The organism is Arthrobacter sp. MMS18-M83, assembly GCF_026683955.1.
GTDB lineage: Bacteria > Actinomycetota > Actinomycetes > Actinomycetales > Micrococcaceae > Arthrobacter.
In genome coordinates this window covers 3,331,814-3,351,599 of the sequence record NZ_CP113343.1, presented here as the reverse complement: position 1 = coordinate 3,351,599, position 19,786 = coordinate 3,331,814, and the positions used below count along the sequence as shown (strand labels likewise).

Sequence of the window (19,786 nt, the reverse complement as noted above, 5' to 3'; positions counted from 1 at the left end):
AGCTTCCAAATAAAAAAGAGACCCTGATATGCCCAATGCTACTTCCTGCCCGGGTGGTCGCTGGTGCGAGCGGGCCGACGCGCTTCTTGGTGTCGACGGCATCCACGTCTGCTCTGTCACCGCGGCCGGGACCGGCCTGGTTCTGCACGTCGAGACAGCCGAAACCGTTAGCGGTTGTCCGGACTGCGGTGTCGTCGCGGTCGGGCACGGCCGCCGGCAGGTCCGGCTCCATGACACCCCGTGTTTCGGGCGGCCGGTGCGGCTGCTGTGGGCCAAACGTGTCTGGCGATGCCCGGGCCCTGACTCCCCAGGACCACCTTCACCGAAGAGCATGAGTTGGCCGGGCCCCGGGCAAAACTCACTGGCAGGGCCGTTGCGTGGGCGACCGACGGCCTGCAGCGTTTCGACACCTCCGTCTCCGCCCTGGCCCACCAGCTCGGCGTCTCCTGGCACACGCCTTGGGACGCCATCAACGCAGAGGCTGCCCGGCGGATCGCAGCGACCGGCAGGCTGGCCGGGGTGAACGCGCTCGGAGTCGATGAGCATGTCTGGTCCCATACCGGCCCGCCCGGATCCGGGATGGTCACGGGAATCGTGGACCACACCCGCGACGGGAACGGCGTGGTGCACGCCAGGTTGCTGGACCTCGTCCCGGGCCGGTCCGGGAAGGCCTACGCGGACTGGCTCAAAGCCCGCGGCGAGGAATTCACCGCCGGGATCAAGACGGCAGCGCTGGATCCGTTCCGCGGCTACGCGAACGCGATCCGAGACGTACTGCCCGAGGCCATCACGATGCTGGACGGGTTCCATGTCGTGAAACTGGGATCAGCCATGGTCGATGAGGTCCGCCGCCGCGTGCAGCGGGAGACCCTCGGGCACCGCGGCCGCAAGGGCGACCCGCTCTACGGGATCCGCCGGACCCTGCAGATCGGGGCCGAACACCTCACCGATAAGCAATCCGCCCGGCTCGACGCGAGATTCACCCTCGGGGACCCGGACCACGAAGTCACCTTGGCCTGGCAGTGCTACCAGAAGCTCCGAAACATCTACCACGCCAGGCCGGAGCGGGGCAGGGAACTCGTCAACGAGGTGATCTCCTCGTTCCCGTCCTGCCCGATCCCCGAGGTCTCACGACTGGGCCGGACACTCAAACAATGGAAGGCCGCGATCCTGGCCTACTTCGACACCCGCGGCGCTTCCAACGGACCCACCGAAGCGATCAACGGCGTCATCGAAACCACCCGCAGAATAGCCCGCGGCTTCCGCAACTTCACCAACTACAGACTCAGATGCCTACTCGCTGCCGACGGTCACTGCCCCTACCGAATCAAGCAACCCAACCATGCCTAAATGCGAAGAGCCGGCAATGTAGTTGGCAAGGTTCCGAAAGCCGAGGGCTGAGCCGCGGAGGTGTTCGAGCCGGCCATTGAGTGCTTCTGTGGGTCCGTTGCTGGTGCCGGGCCGGTCGAAGTACGTGAATGCACGCGGGTGCTGATGACGCCGCAGGACGGACAGCCGGCCTCGGCGGTGGCTTCGACGCGGACCCGCCGCTGCCCGAAGGCAAGGACTTCGGTCCCGATGACACGGTAGTCGGGCAGATTGAAAATGACGGTGAAAGCGTCCGGGCGCTGGGCAGTAGGCTCGATCAAGGCTCGTAGCTCCTGGCTTCGATGAATGCGTAGAGAACATCCATCACAGCAGGGCTACGAGCCCTTCAGCTTTCAAGACACGGAACCCGATTCACCGTCAACCACGAAGCCACTAAACCGAATGACCGAAGTCAGGTCTAACCGGCCACCGACGCGCCTACCCCGATTACACCCTCAAATGCGATGAGCCGAATTAACGACGCGTGAGCCAAGTCAGGTCTAAGCAAATGAGCCAAGTCAGGTCCGAGGTGGGTATTTGCGTCGCTCTACTCCGCCCAAAATGAAACTACCTGATTCGGGTCGGCCCACGTTGTCTAAACAAATGCCAAAGCAACGACGAAAACAGCCGTTTCTCGGGTTCTCCGAATGCCACGAACCAGACCAAGAAGAGGCTCATCGGTACAGAACCCAAGGTCACGAGTGCTGACAACCAAACCGGGTGCACAAGGTCATAGCCTACAAGTGTGGATGCGACAATCGTCGGGCTGAAGCAAAGAAGAGGCTTAACAATGGCACTCAGTACTAGATCCCGCCTATCAATGTTCTCCAAACGAGCCAGGCTCACGGACCAAGTAAGGCTCAGGCCAACACCAACGATGGAACCAAGAACGGCTCCGCCCACGACGCCAGGTAAGCCAAACAATAGCCCAAGAAGAATTCCAAACACAACCGTAGAAGCAGCTTCTACAATCGGAGGAAGGATTATCCGTCTATGCTTCTGGGTAGCGATAAAGTACATGGCCAAAGGAGTCATGCTCAGCCTAAGCTGATTTCCTAAAATCATTGCAGCAAGCACACCGAATCCAAGACTTTCACGAACATGCTCCGGAAAAATCAACTTGATCGCGGGAAATGCAATCAAAACCAGCGTGCCAACAGCTACAAGAAATACGCCGTTGATTGTTGAAGACACATGCAGGTCACGAGGGTCCGCAATTCCAGCGGCGCTACGCCTTCCAAACTCGGAAAGAAGCGGCCCAACAAATGCATTCTCGAGTCCAATGACGACCGCAACAAACATGCTCGCCACGCCATACGCGGAAACAGAACCGTAGTCGAGTCTCGCCACAAGCACAACGCCAGCACCGTTAACAAAAAGCATGCAGATATTCCACAGGACAAGGGGCCCGGAGTAAGCAAGTAGGACTCGGATGCCTATCCGAGATATCGAACGATCATCGGTTCCCGAAGACTCCCGCGATATTCTGCCAAGTTCCCCCGGAGGCGCCAAATCAAAATTCCCAAGCCTATGAGCAGCGGGAGGGTCAAAGCGATCGAGGTGACCGTTAGATTATTCGTAAAAGCAGCTGCGGCGGCGGCTCCCAAAAGCGCCCCCAGTCGTGACGCTCCAACTAGAAAAGACGGTTTAACCAGCTGCTGCTTTCCGGCGTGATAGGCCATAACAACGTTGGAAATAAGGATCGCGAGCTGACCGCAAACCGTAACAACGAAAGCAATCTGAAAATCAACGAGAACACCGTCCGGCAATCCTGGAAAGAAAGACTTTATGGCTGCCGACACAATACAGGCCACCGGCAGGCAGCAGATCACGACGAGTCCCATCAGTCGAAGTGCTGCTCCGACCACATCGCGCGTGGACTCCCGGTCATTCGTACCGACAAAGCGAGCAACCATGGATTGCACGACCGGCTGAAGTCCCAAGTCAAAGTAAATGACGTATGCGGCCATACCAAATAGCAGTACCCAAGCCGAGTATGCCTGCGCCGAGAGCAAACGCGCCAACAAAAACGGCAAAGCAACCGTAAGGAGGCTACTAGCAACTGAACGTAGGACATTCGCGCCGGAATTGGACGCTAGTGTGGCAACGCGATGCTCCTGGCCTGAAATCACGGGACCGGCTTCGGAACCCAACTAAATCGAATTCCTCAACGAAAGACCGTCACCATCAAATACTCGAATAACCTTCGCTGGCGATCCCGCGGCAACGCAGTTAGGTGGAATGTCATGAGAAACCACCGACCCAGCACCAATTATGCTGTTCTCACCAATTGTCACATTGGGCAAGATCACAACATTAGCCCCCAGAAATACTCTCCTGGAGATTTTTACGAACGTCGGTTCGTCCGACAAAATACGGCCGCGATTTCCACTATTCGAGGTTCCAACCGGGTGAGTGGCGTCTACAATTGTGCATCTGGGCGTGATGCAAACCTCGTCTTCGATGACGACTGAGTCGCAGGCTATAATGTGGACGTTCTGCTCTATCGTTACATTGTTCCCTATTCGAAGAGACCCCGGCTTCTGATTCGGGCGGTTTACTACTTCGAACCGCGCTCCATCACGTATGAAACAGTTATTCCCTATCTCTACTTGCCTGGGATTAATCAAGGCCATCGGCTTCCTAATCCAGCTCCGTCTCCCCAAGGAGCCAAAGACATTACGATAATAGGCTACCGAAATGACCTTCCAGGCCCAGTCGCTAAGTGACATTTCTGGCCGCTTCCTTCCGCACTATTCTTCCAATCGGACTACTTTCAGAGATCAGCTCTGAGTTGGATAGCCACGAACCATCATCTGAGACGGGGGCTACCATGCCCTCAAAGAAAGCCTTCTGTCGCTTGACATAATGGCTTGCCTTGTCACGGCCGACTAAGAGACGAGCCAACATCCACGCTTGCATATAAGTGAAGGCCTTGAGCTTTCCGAAAAGAGATAAGTGCTTTCGACTTGTGAGAACCCAGTTCCGCGTCAACCACCTGAGCGTAAAGGATCCGAGAAAGCCACCTGTAAGGCTACTTGCTTTATGGATGATGGTTAGATCTCCGGTCAACCAATACTGGAAACCAGCCGCGCGTGCGCGAATAGAAAAGTCCACATCGTCAAAGTAAACAAAAAAGTCAGTATCCATGCCGCCAATGCGGTCGAATACAAGTGGATTCACTAACAAACAGCAAGTCGATGCGTAATCGGTCGTCCGTAGGCCAGGCGCGATTGTCGAGCAACTATCGCCCATACGATCATGCACTACCTTCATTCCACGATTCGGGTATATAGAACCCCCATCAAACCAGATCGTTCTCGGAGGCTCAGTCGCTTCTATCGATGGAGTCAGGATAGAGAGAGAGTCAGTTTCCGCAAGAAGAACCAATCGCCTTATAGTGTCCTCAGGAATTATTGTGTCATTATTGAGAAACAAGATCCAATCCACACCATCAGCCAAAGCTGCCGAGGTTCCTTGGTTGTTACCGGCCGTGGTTGGGCCCCCGTTGGCAGTCCAGCGTCTATGCGATAGCTAGTTGATTTTTCTGCGTCCAGTTCTCCCAGTAGCGTTTCGGCGTCATGCCGTCCAGGGATCCGTGGGGCCGTTCATGATTGTAGATAGCTTTCCATTCCTCGGCCAAATACCTTGCCTCGGCCATGGTGTCCATGATTTCTCCTGTGAGTTGTTCCCTTCTGAATTGGGCGTTGAAGGATTCGATGAAGCCGTTCTGCCAGGGTGATCCGGGGTCGATGAACGCGGTATCGACCCCGGCGGTGTTGCACCAGTCAATCAGTGCCGCGGCGGTGAATTCAGGTCCGTTGTCGCAGCGGACGTAGGTCGGTGCGGTGCCGGTCTCGGCGATGATGTCCTCCAGCACGGCGACCACGTCGGAGGCCTTGAAGGACCGGCGCGGAATGACTGCCAGGGCGGTGCGGGTGTATTCGTCGATGACATTGAAGAACCGTATGTGCCGGCCGCAGGAGGTCACGTCGGACTGGAAGTCGAAGCTGACCACGTGCATCGGATACTGGGCGGTGAGGCGCTTCTGTTCCCCGGCGCCGGGCCCGGTCCTGCGCCTCTTCCGTGCCCTGGGTTTACAGGCCAGGCCTTCGTCACGCCAGAGTCGGCGGACCCGCTTCCTGTTCAGCGCCACCCCGTCCCATGCAGGCTGGGCCAGGAGGTGCCAGCGGGCCTTCCGCCAGCCCCACGCGGGATGCTTCACGGCCACGGCCCTCAGGTCCGCCCGCAACTGGGCCTCCTGGAATCCCATGTCGGGTTTCTTCTTGCGGAACACGGACCGGTTCTGGCCCAGAATTCTGCAGGCAAGGCGCTCGGACGCCCCGAACTTCTCCACTGCCATGCGCACGGCACGGCGGCGCGGTTCGGGGCTCAGAATTTTCCCTTCGCGACCTCGTTCAGGATGTCGATGGCCAGTTCCTTCTCAGCCAGCAGCCGCTTGAGCCGGGCGTTCTCCTTCTCCAGTTCCCTGGTCCGCCTGGATGCCTCGGCGTTCTTCTCGGAACCGTACTGGTTCAGCCACCGGTACCAGGTCGCCTCGGTGATCTGGAGTTCCTTGATGACTTCGACCATCGGGCGTCCGTCGTTGAGCATTTTCTGCCCCTGCCGGACCTTCGCGATGACCTGCTCGGGGGTGTGTCTGCGTGCCATGATGCGTGAAATTCCTCCTGCGTCCATTCTCGGACACGAAACTCACACAAACACTGGACTCCTACCCGGGGACCCAACCAGCCGCCACACCCCTATTTTCGGCATTTTCTTGAATCCGGATCTCGATTCGATCCGAGTAGTCACTAATAATGCGCATTGTTTCGTCTTTGGAGTTATTGTCGACGACATAAAGGATCAATTCGATACCACTCAAATTGGCGCATAGGCTCTCAAGGAAATCTCGAATAACATCTTCACTGTTGAAAGTAACGGTGACAACACCAATTCGTTTTGTTAGATAAATGCCCATTCATTCCTCAACTATTTCGATTGACTGAATACATATCAACGATCCCGGTCCAATCCGTAAATTCATGGTTTTCTCGGAACCCTCTAAGCGCGATATATCTCAATGGAGTCTGCGCTAAGTGAATCATGTGCAAAAACGATCTTCGCCCGTTCTGCTGCAGCACGTCCCATGAACTTCCGAAGAACTTCGTCTTCTACCAGGCGTTTGATGGCCATCACAATCGTTTGGTGGTCGGAGCACACGTATCCCGTTATTCCGTGCTCAACTACGTCAACGTTCCCAACAATATTTGAAACTACACACGGTATTCCGAGCGCCTGTGCCTCCATGACGGCCAGGGGCATACCTTCCCACAGCGCCGTCGAAACATATATGTCGAGTTCCGCCGCCAGCTTGATCGCATTTTCCGGCGTTTGCCAGCCCGACACCTCGACACCCGAATCCCTAAGCCAGTTTGCTTTGTCAGTTTGGGGGCCGTCCCCAATCCAAACGAACGATGCATCGTAAGCGAGTTCGCGTGCAACCTCGGCAAACTTCCAAGGACCCTTTGAGTGACTGATTCGCCCAACAGTCCCGACTCTTAACCTGCCATCCACTCTGTGTCGATGTTTCGGCAGCTTGCTAATGTCCACTCGATTCTGCAATACGTAAGTTCGCCGCGCATCAAATGTCGAGCGAGCGGCAGTCATTTCCGAGTTTGAAACAAGGGCCAGCTTGCCACCAAGACGATTGAGCAATTTTTCCACCAATAATGCAAACCCACTTATCCGCCTCGAGCGCGAATTAAGGAAAGCAAATCCGTGAGGACTGTAAACTGTACGCGAGATCATTCCCAGAACCCCAGCCACGAGTCGGCCGGAGACACCAGCGTAAGATGAATGAAGGTGTATTGCATCGGGACGCAGTTGAGTTAAGGCCTTGAATATACCAATTGTCAAGGCGAAAAAGCCACTTGCTCGACGACCATCCCTGGAGATCTCGCTGCGTCGAATAGGTTCGGGGAACAACTCGGCAAGCGTCTCCTCAGCCGGTGTATCTGGACGCCTTGTATGTAAGACAAAGACCTCGTGGCCAGCTTTTGCTTGCGCACGAGCAAGGCCTGCGAGGGAGATCATCACTCCGCTTCCCATCGACTCAGTAACGTGAAGTATACGCAGCAACGAATTTCCTATCCCTTGGTATCTGTGTCGAATTCGCGACAGTCGGCTGGGAGGTTCTAGAAATCAAGACGATTGCCATCACAGCTCGGGCCAGACCCGCCACTAGCCACAATAATGAGGTTATCGGATCGGCAATAATGACGATGCATGACACAAGCATGGCTCCCAAAGCCCGCACCGCTGGTCTTCTCGGGCCACCCGACCGAGCGGCCCTAACGTCGTGCCGGACCATTCCATCAATGAAGCGCGGGCTGCCCATATTGGGGAGCAATAGCGTCAGTAGGCTCCATGCTCGATTGCTGCCCAGTCGAACGCTAACGAACCAGCTTTCAACCAGCACCAGAATTGTCGGGCTCACGGGAAAGTCACAAACAGGGCAAGGTCATTGCGAGCATCTCGGTAGCGGTGTACCACCTCACAGCGACGGCCGGCTCGCTTCATAGATACGACGATATTTCTCGGCCACTACTGGCCAACCCATTTCTGGATGTACGGCTGCTCGTACTCGACTTCTCAGACTTGCCAACTCAGGAGACCGCCACAGAGATACTATGCCCGATGCTAATTGCTCAGGCTCCGTGCCGGAAGTGACCAGGTTAGGTGACAATTTCGAAACGAGCTCCGGGTTGGCACCAACCGGCGTCACCAACGGGACGACGCCAGTGGCCATCGCTTCTGCAGTCGCAAGTCCGAATCCTTCGAGATTCCTTGTCGGTGTAACCGCGATGTCCGCCGAACGATAGCATTCCAACAACTCTTCCTCACTGATACGACCCAGGAACTTGACAGCATTCGTCAAGTCCAGTTCAGCGACCGTTTCTTCGAGCTGTTTCTTCAAGGAGCCATCTCCCGCGATTTCCAGGGTAGCGCCCGGTTCAAGCTCCAGTACACCCGGCATGGAACGAATGAGCGACTCGACGCCCGTGCGTTTAACTAAGCGACGCGCGGTGAAAATACGGGGACCGCCCCTCTCCTGCTCTGGCCCATCGAGAGCGGTTCTCGGCCCTGGAGTGAACCATTCCGTATCTAGTCCTCCAGAAATTCTTCGCACTTCGTCATACTTTTTCGCTCCGATCTCAACAACCTCACCGGCAACAAAGTCACTCAAAGTGATCACCGTAACTGCTCGCTTCATCACGAATCGCTCGACGCGTTTGAAACTCTTCACGACAATTTGATGAAGAACCTTTGGCAATGCATAGCTGGCCTGTCGTTCATCCAAGATTTCTTTGTAAACAGGCGCGTGACATGTATACAAGTACCGTGTCCCCAGAAGGGCCATAGTTAGCATCGGAAGTGGAAAGTGCCCGTGCAAAACGACGGAGTCTTGTGATTGCACTTTTATTTTCTTGAGGGATCTACTTACACCAAATGCCGTGGCTAAGGGATACTTCAACGCAAAGAAAGGATCCGTCTTCTTTGGCATGTCATACCGCACTACCGAGACGCCGTCTGAAAAATTCTCAGTTGCCAATTGGCTATCATTCGTACGTTTGGATATGACTGTCACGCGATGTTTTTGACGAACGAGTTCCGCGGAGAGTTCCCGCACATATCGTTCGAGGCCACCGAGTTTGTCTGGGGCCACCACGTTCGTGATCATAACTATGTGCATCGTCCCTCATCTTCTGCTTCGCGCGGCATGGCACATGTCTCGACCACAATAAGCTTCTTCATTCCGGAGCCTTCCGAACTTGTATCGGAGACCAACGACTCGGATCGACTATGCAATGATAGCCACATAGTTGATACGCTCCGGGCAACCACCACGATATCGTCGTGCGCGCGTTAGCCTCCAACTTGTGGGGCTTCGCGACATGCCGCACTCTCCATTCGGCAACTGGCTCCAGGGCTGCGGAGTCAATTCGCGGCCACCACCGTAGGCACACGTTCCCTTTGGGCGCCTATCTTCGGCCCGAAGCCTCGCAATTTTGTCGTTTTCGCGGTCCGATGAGGCGACCGTCTCCCGTCGTGGTGGCCTTTCCGGGAAGGTTTCGATTGCTCATCCGAGTTCCGACGCCGATCTGGCAATGGTTTTGGCCGCGGTTCCATACAAGGAAGTTTGTTCGCGACGTGCAATTTGGAGTCGAGGGCCTAGCGTCAGCTAAGTCCCTCAGGATGCTTCTTTGGTCTTCACATCGTGCCGAGCTTGAGCACGGACTACCCGGTCAACGCTCAGGGCTTTTCGCGGGCGGTCGGTCGCGAGGGCTCGCCGCCGTACTTCCTCAGTACGGCCACCTTATGAGTCCGAACTAGCGGGTGTCACAGATTCGCCTCGGCAAGTTCGCGAAAAGTTCACCTGCGCAGGCTGCGAGTTGCCTGGACGTCCTGCAGAACCCCAAGGGACTCCCCGCATATGACACGATCACATTTCTTTCAAAGTCTCGAAGGGTCGTGTCAGCCGTGCTGTCTGTTCGGGTTAGACTGAACGAAAATTGCCGCGAATCGGCGACTTATAGCGGTTAGAAAGGTCTCAATTTTGGAGTTAAGCGACTACTTGCGTGTGTTGCGACGTAACTGGGTCACGATGGTCGCATGCTTGCTACTCGGCTTGATGGTTGCAGCAGTCGCATCCTTGGTTGTAAAGCCGACCTACACCTCGCAGACCAAGCTTTTCGTGGCCATCCAAAGCTCCGGCTCTGTATCGGAGCTCCAGCAAGGAAATACTTTCAGTCAAGCGCGTGTCCAATCTTATGTTGAAACGGTGAGTACGCCAGCGGTGCTTCAGCCCGCGATTGATTCACTTGGATTGCAGATTACTCCCGTCGAGCTAAGCAAGCGGATAAAGGCCAGTTCTGATCTAAATACGGTGATTATTACAATCACTGCGGCCGACACATCACCCGCACAGGCTGCAGCTATCGCTCAAGCTGTAAGCGATAGTCTCATCTCCGCCATTGACAAGATCGAGAGCCCAGCCACAAAAGGTGCAACTTCTCCCGTCAGGCTTTCAGTTGTAACGCCAGCAGCCGCTCCAACTGAGCCTTCCGCGCCAGACACTCGCTTGTATCTTGTGCTGGGAGCCGTCTGTGGACTCGCGCTGGGGGCAGGCGTTGCGGTTCTTAGGGCGACCCTCGACACAAAAGTTCGCGGCGAAAATGATCTGCGCCGAATTACCCAAGCCGCCATTCTCGGGGGCATTTCATACGATGGCGACGCCACGAAAAAGCCGCTTCTCACCCAGGCTGCTGCTCAAAGCCCCAGAGCGGAGTCATTCCGCCAGATACGGACGAATCTACAGTTCGCCCATGTGAGCCACGCTTCCAAGGCAGTTCTCTTCACCTCGTCCCTCCCCGGAGAGGGAAAAACGACCACCGCTACGAACCTCGCGATCGCAATCGCACAGAGTGGTCAGTCCGTCGTTCTGATTGATGCCGATCTCAGACGACCTCGTGTGGACGAGTACCTGGGCTTAGAGAGGAACGCAGGTTTGACCACGGCTCTTATCGGACAAGCTGATGTCGACGATCTGCTGCAACCCTGGGGGGAGGACAATCTCTACGTATTGACTTCCGGTCAAATTCCGCCGAACCCGAGCGAATTGCTGGGCTCGGATGCTATGAAAACCCTCATAACCCGACTCGAACATGCATTCGACGCAGTAATTATTGATGCACCGCCACTACTTCCCGTAACCGATGCCGCAGTCTTGGCACAGCAAGTTGGGGGAGTCGTCCTGGTCATAGGATCTACCAAGGTGAAGTCTCCCGATTTGCAAAAGTCGATCGCAGCCCTAGAGATGGTGCAAGCTGATCTGCTGGGAGTTGTCCTGAATTTGTTACCCCCGAAGGGTCCAGACGCGTACTCCTACAGCTACTACAGCCACGACACTGTGTCGAAGAAGTCCAGAAAGACTTCCGGCAACCCCCCTCGGATTCGTAGGTCCAGTACTTCAACCGATGGTGACTTTGACTCAATATTCAACGAACGGCCTGCCTCCAGATGAAGGGCTCTGTCGGTTCGAGCGCTTCATCGCTGAAGTTATGGACGAGGTGGCGCCTGACAGGTCTGTTAGAAGAGCACAACTCATGTCCGACTGCACTTGTGGATAGGGACCGTAGGACCGAAGGCTACTTTGCGTAGGCCATGTTGCCTATTCGGTCCATTTTTCACCGATATTCCTCGCGAAATACATCCCGATCCGACGAGGCAGTGCGAGCGTGGCCAGTACAGTTGCAATGGGGAACAGCAAGGCATCTGCCGTGACTCGCTCATTATTTAAATAAATCAGTCCGTTATCGTCGATGGGAACAGGGTTAGAAGTGGGGGAGCTAGGTCAAATGGACTCGTGGGAGCGCAAATACTTGCGCAAACTTCAAATAACTGATGCAGGAGTGGTCGTCTGGTCAGTCGCTGGCGCTTTCGGGGTTCGATTCGGTTTCGCCGACATCGTAATAAACGACAACCTGTACGTCGCGCTTGCAGTCGCATTGGCTGTCGCTTGGTGGCTGATGTTGGGCTTCTGGGGTACACGCGAGCCTAGAATCCTTGGAGCAGGGCCCGAAGAGTACAAACGCGTGTTTGCAGCGTCGGGATGGTTATTCGGATTCGTCGCCGTTATCTCTTATGCAGTACGCATCGACGTTGCTCGCGGATTCGTGGGGCTCGCGTTTCCTGCCGGCGTCATCGGCCTACTCGTAGCGCGTTGGCTGCTGCGCCAGCACCTAAGTCTGGACCGAAAGAATGGTCGCAGCACATCCAGAGTCCTGATCATTGGCAGCCCCCACTCTGCTGTCCATCTGGTTCGATCACTTCGTAGCCAGCCCGCCGCAGGATATTTACCGGCCGCAGTCCATCTTCCGGGCAGCGTTGCAACCACAGGCCAGGCAAACGAACTTGATATCCCAGTTAGCGCGGGGGACGCCAGCGTCGAGGCCATCTTGCAAGTCATTGAAGCAACGGGGGTTGATGCAGTGGCTATCTCCTCTGGGGCTCCTCTGAGTCCGGCGGACCTCCGCCGGTTGGGTTGGGAGCTTGCGGCCCGGGACATCGGCATGATCTTGGCGCCAGCACTTACTGATATTGCCGGGCCGCGCATTCACACGCAGCCCGTCGCTGGCCTTCCGCTGATCCATGTGTCCACCCCGAAGCTCACGGGTGGTAGGAAAGTTGCTAAGCGCACGTTCGACATATTAATCGCCAGTGTCGTCCTGCTCATGCTTTCTCCGTTATTCGTGCTGCTGGCGGCCTTGGTTAAGTCGACCAGCTACGGTCCAACATTCTATTCTCAGGAACGCGTCGGCCTGCGAGGAACAACTTTCAGGATGCTGAAATTCAGGTCCATGAAAATAAACGCCGATGCGGAGCTGCAAGTACTCCTCGAGCAACAGGGATCTGGCGACAGGCCGCTCTTTAAGGTACAGAACGACCCACGGATAACGCGTGTTGGACAGTTTCTCCGTAAATACTCACTCGACGAACTCCCCCAATTATTGAACGTATTGGGCGGCAGTATGAGTCTAGTAGGGCCTCGCCCCCAACGCGAGGGGGAGGTCGCACTCTACGACGACGACGCGCACCGCAGGCTTTACGTTAGCCCAGGAATGAGCGGTCTCTGGCAGGTGAGTGGACGGTCAAACCTCACCTGGGAACAGAGCATCAGGCTCGACCTCTACTATGTCGAAAATTGGTCGCTCATGAATGACGTGGTAATACTCTTCAAGACATTCAAAGCAGTATTTGCAAGTACCGGCGCGGTCTGAGCGGAATCCGGTTCAGCTTTCGGCGGCCGAAGGCTCTCTATCTCTGTGCCGAGGAAGGCAACACTATGCAAAATTCAGTCATCTATAGCGACTATCTTGGCACCGGTAGCAATGGCTAATATCCAAGATTCCAAGGAAAACGGGAGCAGGCAAGGCGGAAACCGAAACGCACCGGGTGACGCCGGGAAGAGGGTCCGCCGTCGGCTGCTCACCACTAGTATTTGCGTTGCCGCCTTCCTGGTGCTCGCAGGGGCTTGCGCTGCATGGCTAAGTGCGAAGGCATCCACTATTAAAACCGAACTTGAGGCGTCAACACACCTGGTGCCCAAACTCAAGGAGAGCATTCTCAATAATCGGCAAGCCGAGGCGTCCTCCGCCGTTGACGAGCTCAAGCGGCATACTGCCGCTGCGCGCGACGCGGCGGCCGATCCAATTTGGTCACTGGCCACCACAATTCCCTGGCTGGGCGCGAATTTCTCCGCTACCGTTGAAATTACCCGCTCGGCCGACGACGTAGCCACGCTCGGCGCTGCACCCTTGGTAAAGGTCTACGACTCCCTCGACTGGAACAAACTCGTGCCGAGCAACCACGGCACGGACCTCGAACCTATCCGGAAAGCAGCCCCTGTAATGGCGTCGGCAGCAAACGCGGTGCGCGCCTCTGTGGACCGCCTCAACGGGATCGACGCAGGCAGCCTCCTCCCCCAGGTCGCAAAACCGCTGACGCAGGCTAGGGATCAACTCAGCACTATAGTGAGCACCCTGGACACAGCCTCCAACGCTGCCGGGTTGGCCCCCGGGATGCTGGGATCTGAGAAACCGCGGCACTACCTGCTCCTTATCCAAAACAACGCAGAGAGCCGGGCCACTGGCGGCATTCCCGGCGCACTGGCCGTTCTCACGGCGGATAAAGGAAGAATCAGTTTGTCTTCCCAGACCAGCGGCCACGATCTCGGCGAATTCAATCCTCCAGTGCCGGTTGACCCTCAGCAGGAGAGCATCTACAGCACTCGTATGGGAACGTTCATGCAGGATGTCAATTTCACCCCCGACTTCCCGACAGCAGCGACCACAGCATTGAAGATGTGGGAGCAGAAGAAGAACGAGCGACTGGACGGGGCCATCTCGATCGATCCAGTCGCGCTCGGCTACATCTTGGACGCCACAGGCCCGGTCAGTCTTCAGGACCCGCAATTACTGGCACTGACTGGCGGCAAGCTTCCAAACCAACTGTCCGGAAATAACATTGTTAAGACGCTGCTTTCCGACGTCTACGCCCAGTTCAACAATGCTCAACTGCAGGACGTCTACTTCGCGGGTGTAGCCAAGGAGGTCTTTGGCGCCCTCTCATCAGGCAAGGGCGACGCCAAGGGTCTACTTACGGGCGTCGGGAAGGGGGTCGAAGAACACAGGATCCTCCTCTGGTCTGCCGAAGGTAGCGAACAATCTGTGCTCAACAAGTACCCGCTCAGCGGTTCCATATCCGGGCCCAGCGTGCCTGCCGCGCAGTTTGGCGCCTACTTCAATGACGGCACCGGCGCGAAGATGGATTATTACGTCAAACGGACCGTTCAGCTCATAAGGCAATGCCCCGCTAACGGTTACGGGACGATAAAAGTACGGATCACCAGCACAAACACTGCCCCGGCCGACGCAGCCAGCTCGTTGCCGAGCTACGTGACAGGCGGCGGCATCTATGGGATTCCTCCTGGCGAGGCCCAAAGCAACGTCATTGTTTATGGGCCGGCTCAGGCCCAAGTAGAAACAGCCACCCAAGACGGGAACAAAGTCCCCTTCGGCGCACAGCAGCATGACAACAGACCTGTCGGCACCCTCACAATGAAGCTGGCCCCGGGACAGAGCACCACGGTCGAATTCACCTTCGGAAAGATCGTGCAGCAAAGCCAACCGGCGGTGGTGGTGACTCCAACAATTCAATCCTTGGACAAGGTAGTCCTTCCCATAGAGTCGGTAAACTGCGGGGGCGCGGGATAGACGGCAGGTAAAACCTTTGTAACAGCTTTGGATTTACTTTGCAGTAAGCAGCCTTATGATGGTAGCTTCTCTCTGGGGTAGGTCTCAGATTTCAGTTCACGTGATCGTGGTGGATGAAATCAGGTCATCACAATGAATTACGTATCAGAACTCAAACAGGTATCAAGGTCTCAGGGGGACAAAAATTGAAGAAATCACTTGCAGTGCTCGCGCTTGCGGGCACAATCGCTCTTGCCGCTTCGGCTCCAGCAATGGCTGTCGATTACCCGGCTCCGGCTCAGCAGGGCACCGTTTCCAACGCAACTGTCGGGGTCGGCGGAACCGTTGTATTCTCCGGTAACGGCTTCGCAGCCGGCGAAACGGTCAACATTACGGTCAACCAGACCACCACGGCTCAGGGCGCAGCCGCTCCCGGCACCGGATCTGTCACCATGGCAGTTGCTGGTGCACTTCCGCTAGCACCGCTTACCTTGACCGCCGTCGCTAACAGCGCCGGCGCCTATTCCGTCACCGTCCAACTGAACTCGGCTGGTACCTACGTGCTGACTGCCGTTGGCGCAACTTCCGGCCACACGGTCACGGCAACCGTAGTTGCTTCCTCAGCAAGCACTGCGGGTCTGGCAAACACTGGCGGGGCCGGCCTGGCCAACACCGGTGCAGGCCTGGCCAACACCGGTGTGGACTCCAGCCTCATTCTGTGGGGCTTGGTTGGCGCTGGTGCACTTGTAGCCGGCACGGCCTCCGTAGTGGTGGTTCGCCGTCGCGCAAAGGGCGAAGCAGTAGCCGCAGCCTAGATGCAAAACGAAGAGGGGTTGTTTCCGGTAATTCGGAAACGACCCCTCTTTGTTTGCGCGTACGGTAACTTATGAACATGGGGAGACATTGGCGGAGGCGCGGGAGACTGAGTTTCCGAATCGATTTGCCGGCTATTCCGAGATTTCCGGCCATTTCAAGGCCAATCTGGCCGATAATATTGCTATTCCTCTTGGCCGTGGTTTCCTTCAGCGTGGCCGCTTTTGCCATGCTGAGACACTCGTAGATCAAAGGCGTCCAAGTCCAAGCTAAGTTCAGCCAGCTAGTGAAAGAGCTCTACCTTTGGAATCGCTCCAACCCGTTCGGATCCTGACCGTTTGCACCGGCAACATTTGCCGCTCCCCCGTCGCCGAACGGTTGCTTCAAGCGGGCCTGGACCAAGTTCTCCCCGGGGCCTTCGAGGTACGTAGCGCCGGCACGAGGGCCATGGTGGGCAGCCCCATCCAACCTTTGTCTGCGGACATCATCCGCACCTACGGCGGCTCACCCGATAACTTTGCCGCACGCCAGCTCACGTCGAAAATTCTGAAGGAATCAGATCTGGTGCTCACCATGGCATCACACCACCGCGGGGAAGTTCTGCAGCTGGATGCCTCCCTACTCAAACGCACTTTCACCATCCGGGAATTCGCGCGAATGGTGACGGCCCTCGAGGAACGCGGCGACGCATCGCCGTCGGGCTCGGACTACACCCAACAGTGGCGAGAACTGCCCGCACGGGCATCGTCTGTCCGCCACCTCGTTTTGGCGGCAGAGGCCTCAAACAACGACGTCGCGGACCCCTACAAACAAGGGGCCGACGCCTACCTGCGGATGGAAGACCAGCTGGCCCCGGCCATCCGCAGGATTCTCCGCTACGCCCGGCTAAGCATGCAGGCCTCCTAGCCGAGGAATTCCTTCATCCAGGATTTCAGATCTTCACCGAACTCGGCCCGCTCGGACGCCAAGGTGATGACGGCCTTCAAGTAGCTGAGCTTGTCCCCGGTATCGTAGCGGCGTCCGCGGAAGACCACCCCGAAAACACCAGCGCCCTCACCGTCTCCTTTGGCGAGGGTCTGAAGTGCGTCGGTCAGCTGGATCTCGCCGCCGCGCCCGGGCCCGGTTTCTTCCAGGACATCGAAGACAGCCGGGTGAAGAACGTAGCGTCCAATGACGGCCAAGTTTGACGGCGCTTCTTCAACCGAAGGCTTCTCCACAAGGCTGTTGACCCGGACATAGGCCTCCCCTGCAATGGGCGTGATGTCAGCACAGCCATAGGCACTGATCTGTGAAGGTTCCACTTCGATGAGAGCAATGACCGAGCCGCCGGTCTTCGCTTGGACGTCGATCATGGTGGACAGGAGCTGATCGCGCTCGTCAATCAGGTCGTCCCCCAAAAGCACGGCAAAGGGTTCGTCACCCACATGCTGCCGGGCGCACAACACTGCGTGGCCCAAGCCCCTCGGTTCGCCCTGGCGTACGTAATGGATGGGACCAAGTCCGGAAGCGTGCTGCACGGCGTCCAGGCGGACCCGGTCTCCCTTGAGTTCCAAAGTGCGTTCGAGATCAGGTGCACGATCGAAATGGTCCTCAAGGGCGCGCTTGTTGCGGCCTGTGATCATCAGCAAGTCGCTCAGGCCAGCCTTCACAGCCTCCTCAACCACGTACTGGATGGCTGGCTCATCTACTACCGGCAACATTTCCTTCGGCATCGCTTTGGTGGCAGGCAAGAAGCGCGTGCCCAATCCAGCGGCCGGAATAACTGCTTTACGAACTGATTTCCCCATAGTCATAGGCAAATCGTACGAATTGATTTTCTAAAGGGCGAATCCCGGATACAAGTTTTCGGCGTGTCTGGTCAGGAAGTCCTAGTTCCGCGCCTTCCGCACCGGGTGCTCGCTCAGGATGGATAGGCGATTGAAGGCGTTGATGCCGATGCACGCCATGCACAGCACACCGATCTGCTCCTCGGTATAGACCTGACGTGCACGGGAAAACAACTCGGCCGTGGGACGGGCTGTGCTCATGCGCGTGATCTGTTCGGCCAGTTCTAGCGCCACCTTCTCGGCCTCGCTAAAGAGGTCCACCTCGCCATACACAGACAGCAGGGCAAGCCGCTGCTCCGTCTCGCCATAGCCAATAGCACGGCGATGGTGCAGGTCCAGGCAGAACGCGCATCCGTTGATCTGCGAAGCCCGGTAGTTCACCAACTCCAACGTGCGGCGAGGGATCCCAGTCCGGTCAGCTTCCGAAGTGACCTGCTCCGCGTAGCCGGACAGCGCTTGATAAAGTCCGGGCAGCGTCTTGTCCAGATAGCCCGCAAGCCGCTGAGTATTTTCACTCATCAACAGAGCCTATCGGAGAGAACTTCCAGGCCACCGGAGACCCGTGCCCCTATTTGACGCAGGGGGTGGCACCGCCTTGGAGGGCCCCGGTGGAATCCGCGTAGATGTTGCTTGCAGGTGCCGACGGGGTGGCTTGTGGTTGGCTTGCGCCTCCCGGAGCGGGTGGAGCTGCGGGTGTAGCCGTCCCGGGTGAGACGGGTGCGGGAGCGGCTGTCGCCGTCGTCGTCGGTGTAGTTGCAGGGGCCGGCGGGGCCGGACTGAGAAGCTCTTTGACGGTGGCCTGCACTTCGTTGAGGTCCACCGTGTTGATGGAGGCGCCTTCAGGGGACCAGCCGAAACCGGTGATCGGCAGCGTGCTGAAGGAAATGTTGCCGCCCGTCAGGGAGGTTGCCTGCTGGGCCAGCTGGATCAGGTTCAGCTCGGAGTCCACCACGACGTTTTTGCTCACGGCATCCAGGACACCCTGCATTTTCCCGAGGTCGGTGAAAGTTCCGGCGTCTTTGAGCTGATGGGAGACAGCAGCTATGAATGCTTGTTGGCGGCGCGCCCGGTCCAGGTCCGAGAACTGGTAGTTCGGGTCGGTGGTGTCCCGGCGCTGCCGGACGAAGGCCATGGCCTGTTTGGCGTCGATCTGCTGCATGCCGGCTTTGAAGTCGGCACCGGAGAAGGTGTCCTGAGTGGCCCGGTTGACGCACACGGTGATCGGGGCGATTGCCTGGGCCGTCTGGTAGAACGCGGCCATGGTGACTTCGATGAAGTGGTCCACGTGCACGCCGCCCAGGAACTGGGTGACGGTCGCGATCTCGGCCTTGCGCCCGGCGTCGCGCGCTGCCTGATAAGTGGCGTCGTCGTCGGGCTTGCCTGCATTAATCAAGGAGGTCTTCTCCGCCGCGAACCCGTAACCGTACGCCTCTTTGATTTTGGCTTTGAACGGGCCGCTTCCCGGTATGCCGCTGACCTGGACGTAGTCATCCCGGGGAATCGAGATACCCGCCGCCTTGGAACCGTCTGCAGGGATATGGATGAGCATCAGAACGTTGGAGTTGTAACCGCCGATGTTCTCATCCCCCGCATGCAAGGCGTCATACGTCTCCGGGGGAAGGGGCTTGCCCTTCTCGTCAACTCTTGTATCCAGACCCATAACCAAGATGTTCGTGTCCTGGCTCAACTTCGGCACCGCTTGGGGCAACGCCTTCATATCCCTGAGGACATCGGACCTGTGGAGGTTGTTGTTGACTGAAAACGCCGTCCCGCCCACGTAGGTGAGGGCAGTCGTGGCGGCCAGTGCCACCACGGCGGCAGCGGAGACCAGGATGATGGATTTGCGCCGAGATTTGCGGCGCATGTGCCGGGGGGCGCTGGGAGTTGCCTCCTTGGCGGCAAATGCCTCCCCCTTGCGTCGTCTGCCGCGGCGGTGGTGCCCATCATTCATGAAGATCTCCT

17 protein-coding genes and 2 pseudogenes are annotated in these 19,786 nt (G+C 57.2%); 7 read left to right on the top strand and 12 right to left on the bottom strand.

What is annotated here, in order from left to right; all coding sequences use genetic code 11:
* Window positions 1–28 precede the first annotated feature (28 nt).
* Window positions 29–1,350, top strand: a pseudogene (locus OW521_RS15905) (ISL3 family transposase).
* Here the strand turns inward: OW521_RS15905 and OW521_RS15900 are convergent.
* Window positions 1,294–1,473: pseudogene (locus OW521_RS15900) on the bottom strand (transposase); the annotation flags it as partial. The pseudogenes OW521_RS15905 and OW521_RS15900 overlap by 57 nt on opposite strands.
* A gap of 5 nt (window positions 1,474–1,478) precedes the next feature.
* On the opposite strand from OW521_RS15900, the gene OW521_RS15895 reads away from it, so the two are divergent.
* Window positions 1,479–1,658: a hypothetical protein gene (locus OW521_RS15895; protein WP_268026122.1), complete on the top strand. Its 180-nt coding sequence runs from the start codon at window positions 1,479–1,481 to the stop codon at window positions 1,656–1,658.
* Window positions 1,659–1,935: 277 nt separating this feature from the next.
* Here the strand turns inward: OW521_RS15895 and OW521_RS15890 are convergent, their stop codons facing one another.
* From OW521_RS15890 to OW521_RS15855, 8 genes are all read right to left on the bottom strand, one after another.
* Window positions 1,936–2,751 (bottom strand): hypothetical protein, encoded by an 816-nt coding sequence (locus tag OW521_RS15890; protein WP_268020584.1) that lies wholly within the window; start codon window positions 2,749–2,751, stop codon window positions 1,936–1,938.
* A gap of 53 nt (window positions 2,752–2,804) precedes the next feature.
* Complete coding sequence (locus tag OW521_RS15885; protein ID WP_268020583.1) at window positions 2,805–3,500, bottom strand: hypothetical protein; 696 nt, start codon at window positions 3,498–3,500, stop codon at window positions 2,805–2,807.
* A gap of 21 nt (window positions 3,501–3,521) precedes the next feature.
* A complete protein-coding gene (locus OW521_RS24195; protein WP_326494039.1) occupies window positions 3,522–4,004 on the bottom strand; it encodes an acyltransferase in 483 nt (160 codons plus the stop codon).
* A gap of 85 nt (window positions 4,005–4,089) precedes the next feature.
* Window positions 4,090–4,518, bottom strand: a complete 429-nt coding sequence (locus tag OW521_RS15875; protein ID WP_268020582.1) for a glycosyltransferase family 2 protein — start codon at window positions 4,516–4,518, stop codon at window positions 4,090–4,092.
* A 373-nt stretch (window positions 4,519–4,891) separates the two neighbouring features.
* Window positions 4,892–6,039, bottom strand: a protein-coding gene (locus OW521_RS15870) for an IS3 family transposase (RefSeq protein WP_268020581.1) whose coding sequence is annotated in 2 segments (ribosomal slippage) — window positions 4,892–5,766 and window positions 5,766–6,039 — 1,149 coding nt in all. Because the reading frame shifts where the segments join, the coding sequence is not laid out codon by codon here.
* A 61-nt stretch (window positions 6,040–6,100) separates the two neighbouring features.
* On the bottom strand, window positions 6,101–6,349 hold the full coding sequence (locus OW521_RS15865) for a glycosyltransferase family 2 protein (protein ID WP_268020580.1): 249 nt from the start codon (window positions 6,347–6,349) through the stop codon (window positions 6,101–6,103).
* 83 nt (window positions 6,350–6,432) lie between these two features.
* Window positions 6,433–7,464 (bottom strand): glycosyltransferase, encoded by a 1,032-nt coding sequence (locus OW521_RS15860; RefSeq protein ID WP_268025918.1) that lies wholly within the window; start codon window positions 7,462–7,464, stop codon window positions 6,433–6,435.
* A gap of 460 nt (window positions 7,465–7,924) precedes the next feature.
* Window positions 7,925–9,112, bottom strand: coding sequence for a glycosyltransferase family 4 protein (locus OW521_RS15855; protein ID WP_268020579.1), 1,188 nt, complete (start codon window positions 9,110–9,112; stop codon window positions 7,925–7,927).
* An 876-nt stretch (window positions 9,113–9,988) separates the two neighbouring features.
* On the opposite strand from OW521_RS15855, the gene OW521_RS15850 reads away from it, so the two are divergent.
* The 5 genes from OW521_RS15850 (at window position 9,989) to OW521_RS15830 (ending at window position 16,904) form a co-directional block, all read left to right on the top strand.
* Window positions 9,989–11,455, top strand: coding sequence for a polysaccharide biosynthesis tyrosine autokinase (locus OW521_RS15850; RefSeq protein ID WP_268020578.1), 1,467 nt, complete (start codon window positions 9,989–9,991; stop codon window positions 11,453–11,455).
* 334 nt (window positions 11,456–11,789) lie between these two features.
* A complete protein-coding gene (locus tag OW521_RS15845; protein WP_268020577.1) occupies window positions 11,790–13,211 on the top strand; it encodes a sugar transferase in 1,422 nt (473 codons plus the stop codon).
* Window positions 13,212–13,322: 111 nt separating this feature from the next.
* Window positions 13,323–15,206, top strand: coding sequence for a DUF4012 domain-containing protein (locus tag OW521_RS15840; protein ID WP_268020576.1), 1,884 nt, complete (start codon window positions 13,323–13,325; stop codon window positions 15,204–15,206).
* A gap of 185 nt (window positions 15,207–15,391) precedes the next feature.
* Window positions 15,392–16,000, top strand: coding sequence for an LPXTG cell wall anchor domain-containing protein (locus OW521_RS15835; RefSeq protein WP_268020575.1), 609 nt, complete (start codon window positions 15,392–15,394; stop codon window positions 15,998–16,000).
* A gap of 301 nt (window positions 16,001–16,301) precedes the next feature.
* Window positions 16,302–16,904, top strand: a complete 603-nt coding sequence (locus OW521_RS15830; protein ID WP_268020574.1) for an arsenate reductase/protein-tyrosine-phosphatase family protein — start codon at window positions 16,302–16,304, stop codon at window positions 16,902–16,904.
* Here OW521_RS15830 and galU read toward each other — a convergent pair.
* From galU to OW521_RS15815, 3 genes are all read right to left on the bottom strand, one after another.
* Window positions 16,901–17,791 carry a UTP--glucose-1-phosphate uridylyltransferase GalU gene (gene galU, locus OW521_RS15825; protein ID WP_268020573.1) on the bottom strand — a complete coding sequence of 297 codons (891 nt, stop codon included), beginning with the start codon at window positions 17,789–17,791 and terminating at the stop codon, window positions 16,901–16,903. The two genes, OW521_RS15830 and galU, sit on opposite strands and share 4 nt — an antisense overlap.
* A 75-nt stretch (window positions 17,792–17,866) precedes the next feature.
* Complete coding sequence (locus OW521_RS15820; protein WP_268020572.1) at window positions 17,867–18,343, bottom strand: carboxymuconolactone decarboxylase family protein; 477 nt, start codon at window positions 18,341–18,343, stop codon at window positions 17,867–17,869.
* Between the two features lie 49 nt (window positions 18,344–18,392).
* Entirely contained in the window at window positions 18,393–19,775 is a 1,383-nt protein-coding gene (locus tag OW521_RS15815; protein WP_268020571.1) for an LCP family protein, read from the bottom strand.
* Window positions 19,776–19,786 lie beyond the last annotated feature (11 nt).

What these genes read in the sequence shown, in the direction of transcription:
- OW521_RS15895 (WP_268026122.1), top strand. Translation starts at nt 1,479, where the DNA reads ATGCACGCGGGTGCTGATGACGCCGCAGGACGGACAGCCGGCCTCGGC.
- OW521_RS15890 (WP_268020584.1), bottom strand. Translation starts at nt 2,751, where the DNA reads ATGCTTTTTGTTAACGGTGCTGGCGTTGTGCTTGTGGCGAGACTCGAC.
- OW521_RS24195 (WP_326494039.1), bottom strand. Translation starts at nt 4,004, where the DNA reads ATGGCCTTGATTAATCCCAGGCAAGTAGAGATAGGGAATAACTGTTTC.
- OW521_RS15875 (WP_268020582.1), bottom strand. Translation starts at nt 4,518, where the DNA reads ATGGATACTGACTTTTTTGTTTACTTTGACGATGTGGACTTTTCTATT.
- OW521_RS15865 (WP_268020580.1), bottom strand. Translation starts at nt 6,349, where the DNA reads ATGGGCATTTATCTAACAAAACGAATTGGTGTTGTCACCGTTACTTTC.
- OW521_RS15860 (WP_268025918.1), bottom strand. Translation starts at nt 7,464, where the DNA reads ATGATCTCCCTCGCAGGCCTTGCTCGTGCGCAAGCAAAAGCTGGCCAC.
- OW521_RS15855 (WP_268020579.1), bottom strand. Translation starts at nt 9,112, where the DNA reads ATGATCACGAACGTGGTGGCCCCAGACAAACTCGGTGGCCTCGAACGA.
- OW521_RS15845 (WP_268020577.1), top strand. Translation starts at nt 11,790, where the DNA reads ATGGACTCGTGGGAGCGCAAATACTTGCGCAAACTTCAAATAACTGAT.
- OW521_RS15840 (WP_268020576.1), top strand. Translation starts at nt 13,323, where the DNA reads ATGGCTAATATCCAAGATTCCAAGGAAAACGGGAGCAGGCAAGGCGGA.
- galU (WP_268020573.1), bottom strand. Translation starts at nt 17,791, where the DNA reads ATGACTATGGGGAAATCAGTTCGTAAAGCAGTTATTCCGGCCGCTGGA.
- OW521_RS15820 (WP_268020572.1), bottom strand. Translation starts at nt 18,343, where the DNA reads ATGAGTGAAAATACTCAGCGGCTTGCGGGCTATCTGGACAAGACGCTG.
- OW521_RS15815 (WP_268020571.1), bottom strand. Translation starts at nt 19,775, where the DNA reads ATGAATGATGGGCACCACCGCCGCGGCAGACGACGCAAGGGGGAGGCA.